The 5017-nt window shown below is 44.4% G+C and carries 3 protein-coding genes and 1 pseudogene; 1 reads left to right on the top strand and 3 read right to left on the bottom strand.

Annotated elements, in window-relative coordinates; all coding sequences use genetic code 11:
- Positions 1-1714 (top strand): annotated as a pseudogene (locus CRENPOLYSF2_RS08330) (PQQ-dependent dehydrogenase, methanol/ethanol family); the annotation flags it as partial.
- A gap of 344 nt (positions 1715-2058) precedes the next feature.
- On the opposite strand, the gene CRENPOLYSF2_RS08325 reads toward CRENPOLYSF2_RS08330, so the two are convergent.
- The 3 genes from CRENPOLYSF2_RS08325 to CRENPOLYSF2_RS08315 form a co-directional block, all read right to left on the bottom strand.
- Positions 2059-2859 carry a hypothetical protein gene (locus CRENPOLYSF2_RS08325; protein ID WP_087143495.1) on the bottom strand — a complete coding sequence of 267 codons (801 nt, stop codon included), beginning with the start codon at positions 2857-2859 and terminating at the stop codon, positions 2059-2061.
- A gap of 96 nt (positions 2860-2955) precedes the next feature.
- Entirely contained in the window at positions 2956-4326 is a 1371-nt protein-coding gene (gene ppnN, locus CRENPOLYSF2_RS08320; RefSeq protein WP_087143494.1) for a nucleotide 5'-monophosphate nucleosidase PpnN, read from the bottom strand.
- A 160-nt stretch (positions 4327-4486) separates the two neighbouring features.
- On the bottom strand, positions 4487-4873 hold the full coding sequence (locus tag CRENPOLYSF2_RS08315; protein WP_087143493.1) for a hypothetical protein: 387 nt from the start codon (positions 4871-4873) through the stop codon (positions 4487-4489).
- Between the last annotated feature and the right edge of the window lie 144 nt (positions 4874-5017).

Below are 5017 nucleotides of genomic sequence, written 5' to 3'. Positions count from 1 at the left end.
TTCTACTGGCGTATTGCGTGGTCACGAAGGTGGTCCTTTGGCCATTGACGGTGTTATCTACATCCACACACCGTTCCCGAATACTGTTTTCGCGATTGACCAAAAAACTCAAGCCATTTTATGGGAATTCACCCCCGTACAAGACGCTGACGTAACCATCCCTGTTATGTGCTGCGACACGGTTAACCGTGGTTTGGCTTACGGCGATGGCAAAATCTTCTTGCAACAATCTAATACTGTGTTAACCGCTTTGGATGCCAAAACCGGTAAACGCGTCTGGAGCGTACAAAACGGCGATCCAAAATTGGGTATGACCAACACCAACGCGCCTTTGGTTGTTAAAGATAACGTTTTAACCGGTATTTCCGGCGGTGAATTTGGTGTACGCGGCTTTATGGCTGCTTACAACATGAAAACCGGCAAGCTGGCTTGGAAAGGCTACAGCATGGGACCTGATTCAGACACTCTGATCGACCCTGCTAAAACCACAACCTGGGAAGATGGCAAAGTCACCCCAGTTGGCGAAAATTCCAGCTTAAAAACCTGGAAAGGCGACCAGTGGAAAATCGGTGGCGGTACAACCTGGGGCTGGTATTCTTACGACCCTAAATTAAACCTGGTGTATTACGGCTCAGGCAACCCTTCTACCTGGAACCCAACCCAACGTCCTGGTGACAACAAGTGGTCTATGTCCTTATGGGCGCGTGACGCTGACACCGGTGCTGTGAAATGGGTTTATCAAATGACCCCACATGACGAATGGGATTTTGACGGTATCAACGAAGTACCATTAATCGACCAAGAAGTGAATGGCAAAATGCACAAAACCATCGTGCATTTCGACCGTAACGGTTTTGGCTATACCTTGGATCGTGAAACAGGCGAATTGTTAATCGCTGAAAAATTCGACAAATCTGTCAACTGGGCTAGCCATGTTGATATGAAGTCAGGTCGTCCACAAGTTGTGTCTAAATACAGTACTGAGCAAAATGGCGAAGATGTTAAATCTGAAGACATTTGCCCAGCGGCTTTAGGCAGCAAAAACCAACAGCCAGTATCTTACTCACCACAAACTGGCTTAGTTTATATCTCAGGTAATCACTTGTGTATGAACTACGAACCGTTTGCTGTTGACTATACAGCAGGTCAACCTTACGTAGGTGCTACACTGGACATGATGCCAGCGGGTAAAGACGTATTGACTGGCGCACCAGACGGCACGTCTAACTTAGGTCAATTTACGGCGTGGGATTCTAAAACCGGTAAAATCGCCTGGTCTGTTAAAGAACCGTTCTCAGTTTGGTCTGGTTCTGTTGCTACAGCGGGCGGCGTGGTTTTCTACGGTACATTAGAAGGCTACCTGAAAGCGGTTGATGCTAAAACCGGTAAAGAATTGTATAAATTCAAAACCCCATCTGGCATTATCGGCAACGTAAATACTTGGAGCTTCGAAGGCCATCAATACGTAGGCGTACTGTCCGGTATCGGCGGTTGGGCGGGTGCAGTTGTGGCAACCGACGGCGATAAAGTCATTGCGGCTATGCAAGAAAAAATTGCTGGCGAAACTGATCCAGCCAAAAAAGCTGAACTTGAAAAAGCCTTGTTGATGAAAACTCAAGAAGCCTTGGGTGCAGCGGGCGCTTATGCTAGCTTGGGTAAATTAACCAAAGCGGGCGGTGTATTCTCTGTGTTCGCTTTACCAAGCAACAAATAAAAACCGTTAGCTTTTAGCAGTACCGATAAATTAGAGCCTTGGTCGATTTCGACCAGGGCTTTTTTTTGCCTGTTTATCGAAGCTGCAAATATGAAAACTGATCTTGTTAATTGTGATGTATTGTAGGCCACGCGTCTTAATGCCTGGTTTTTTCCGTGCCATACCCAGGTGAGTGTCACGTATTAAATACAGCGTTTTCAACTTAGGACAGTTACAGCCACCGTTCGTGCTGAGCTTGTCGAAGCATGAACGGCACACTTCGACAAGCTCAGTGCAAACGGTTACGCTGTAACTATTGAACTGTGAAAACGCTGTAAGTGATTATTTAACGTACTGGCTCGGTTTTATTCTTCTCTGCGCCGCCGTCCTCCTCCAAGGCCGCCATCATTGGATTGTCTTGGGTTACCTGTGTCGATTGTTTGCCTTGATCGTTGTTGCGATGCGCTGTCGTCTTGTTCTTGTCTTTGACGTTGTTGTGTTTCTTGCTGTTGATAAGACAGTGCTTCTTGTTGCCTTTGACGTGATTGGACTTCTTGCTCTTGTCTTTGACGGTTTTGCGATTCTTGCTGTTGCTGTGCAGCAAGCTCTTGTTCTTGCCGTTGGCGATTTTGATTTTCTTGTTGTTGCTGTTGTTGCCGTTGCGCTGAAAAAGCTTGCTCTTGCCTTATTCGCTCGTGGGTGGCATGTTCTTGGCGTTGATTTTCTTCGGTTTCTTGGCGTAGCCGTATTTGTTCATCGGCAGTATTTGACCAATTATTAGTGCGCGAGTTATTGTTGCCCCACGATTGCTGTTGGGGATAAGTTTGCTGCGTGCCGAAAGAGTGGTTATTGTTATGCTGTTGTTGCTGATAAGGTCTGTTATAACCATTGTAACCATTGTTATTGTTGCGCTGATTATGCGAGGGGTGATTGCGATAACCACCATAACGATCGACATTGCCTTGATTATTATAATTACCGTAGCCACCGTAGCCACCGTAACCGCCAGAGCCAGCGCCGTAACCACCATAGCCACCGTAATTACCCGTATTGCCATAGTTACCATAATTGCCGTTGTAACCTGTGTTACTGGGATAGCTTTGCGTATAACCTACACAACCGGACAAAGATGCCAAAGTGGCTATGCTGATCAGTATTTTGTTCATACGCGTCTCCTCAGTATTTTAATTTTGCATTCACTATACGTGAGCAATACTGAATGCAAGATGAATCAAAATGGCAAAATGCTAACTTTGGCTAGATTATGTCAATACTTGATAACACGGAATGTATTTTTTACCGGGCAATTTCATACGATGCTGGCTAACAAAAGACGCTAATAAAGCATCCATGAGCAACATAATGTCTTTATCGCCGTGTATTTCAAAGTGGCCGTATTGCTCAATGGCTCTAATGCCAGTGTCTTTAACATTGCCTGCTACTATGCCAGAAAACGCACGCCGTAAATTGGCCGCCAACATATGGGCTTCTTGATTTTTGTGTAGGGCAAGATTACGCATATTTTCGTGGGTTGGTATAAACGGTTGCTGAAATACAGTATCAATTTTTAACAGCCAGTTAAAATAATACGCATCGCCGTTGTGCTTTCTAAATTGCCGTACTTCTGCGATACCATCTTGCATCGCTTGAGCCACTTGTACGGGATCATCAATAATAATACGGTAACGTTGCTGGGCTTTTTTACCCAGCGTAGCACCAATAAAATGATCAATTTCTTCAAAGTAACTGGCGGAACTGGCGGGGCCTGAAAATAGTAAAGGGAAGGGCATTGCATCGTTATCAGGGTGTAGTAATACGCCGAGAATGTATAAAATTTCTTCTGCTGTGCCCGCACCACCAGGAAACACCACAATACCGTGTCCTGTGCGTATAAAGGCTTCCAGGCGTTTTTCAATGTCAGGTAAAATAACCAATTGATTAACAATTGGATTGGGCGATTCTGCAGCAATAATGCCAGGTTCAGTAATGCCGATGTATTGACCGTCTTTGATACGTTGTTTAGCATGGCCTATCGCCGCGCCTTTCATCGGACCTTTCATCGCGCCAGGGCCGCAGCCGGTACAAATATTCAAATCACGCAAGCCCATTTCATGGCCAACGAGTTTAGTGTATTCGTATTCGGTTCGATTAATGGAATGCCCACCCCAGCACACCACTAAATTAGGATTAACCATACTGTGCAAAATATTGGCATTACGCAAGATATGAAAAACCGCATCGGTAATGCCAGCGCTGGTTGCCATGTCAAAGCGCGGGTTATCGTTGATTTCATCACTGATATAGATAATGTCACGTAGCACGGCAAATAAATGCTCGTTAATACCTTTAATCATCTTACCATCGACAAAAGCGTGTGCCGGTGCGTTGATAACGTCCAGTTTAATACCGCGTTGTTCTTGTACGACACGAATATCAAATGATTGATAACGTTCCAGTAGTTCTTTACCGTTATCGGTGGTGCTGCCACAGTTTAATACCGCCAATGAACAATTACGAAATATTTGGTACAAACCACCTTGGCTGGTATCCAATAATTTACTGACTTCAGCTTTTGATAAAACATCCAGACGACCTTGGGGCGTAATTTGTGCATCAATGACTTGATGTGTCATGCGGTTCCTTTTTAGTGCTATTAAGTATAGATAGCCAACAGGCCTGTTGACTGGTTGGGATGTAAAGTGTTTGTAGAATTATAGTTTATGTGGTGGTGATTCTGTACTGTCTATTAGTTTTACGGTAATAAATCAGCGGGTAACAACCCATTACAATCAGTTATGTTTTTGCTCTTTTGATTAAACTATCCAGCACGTCGGGAACAAAACGCTCTGCAAAGCCAGAGATAAAACACAAAATAAGCAATTTGGCCGTTTGTGCCGAATCGTAGGGGTCACAAAGAAATTTTTCTATGGTATTAGGGGTAACTTTGCACAGTTCGGGGTCGGGTTTGGGCAGTAAATCGAGCACATTAATCAGTTGAGAGCGTGCCAATAAATACACCAGTACCGAAAATACCGCACCACTAACCACCAAGGAGATAATGTAGAAACTCGACATACCGTGGTAAATATCGGTTGAATTAGTCGTCGAATCGGTAAAGTTGGTGGCGGTATTGGAGGCTTGTTCAAGACGTTGTAATAAGCTGACAACCGCGCCAATCATACCAAAATACACAGTTAATAATATTAATTGCCAGCTTTGGCCTTTGGCACTTTCGTTGGTTATTGAAAAAATAACAATACCTACTCACATTGAGCGGCTACCCTCCCGTTAAATTTTGATTTAGACTTAAGTGCCGACTTGTCA

Source organism: Crenothrix polyspora, from assembly GCF_900163755.1.
GTDB lineage: Bacteria > Pseudomonadota > Gammaproteobacteria > Methylococcales > Methylomonadaceae > Crenothrix > Crenothrix polyspora.
Note: the sequence above shows the minus strand (reverse complement) of the source record. Positions and strands in the feature narration are given on the sequence as shown.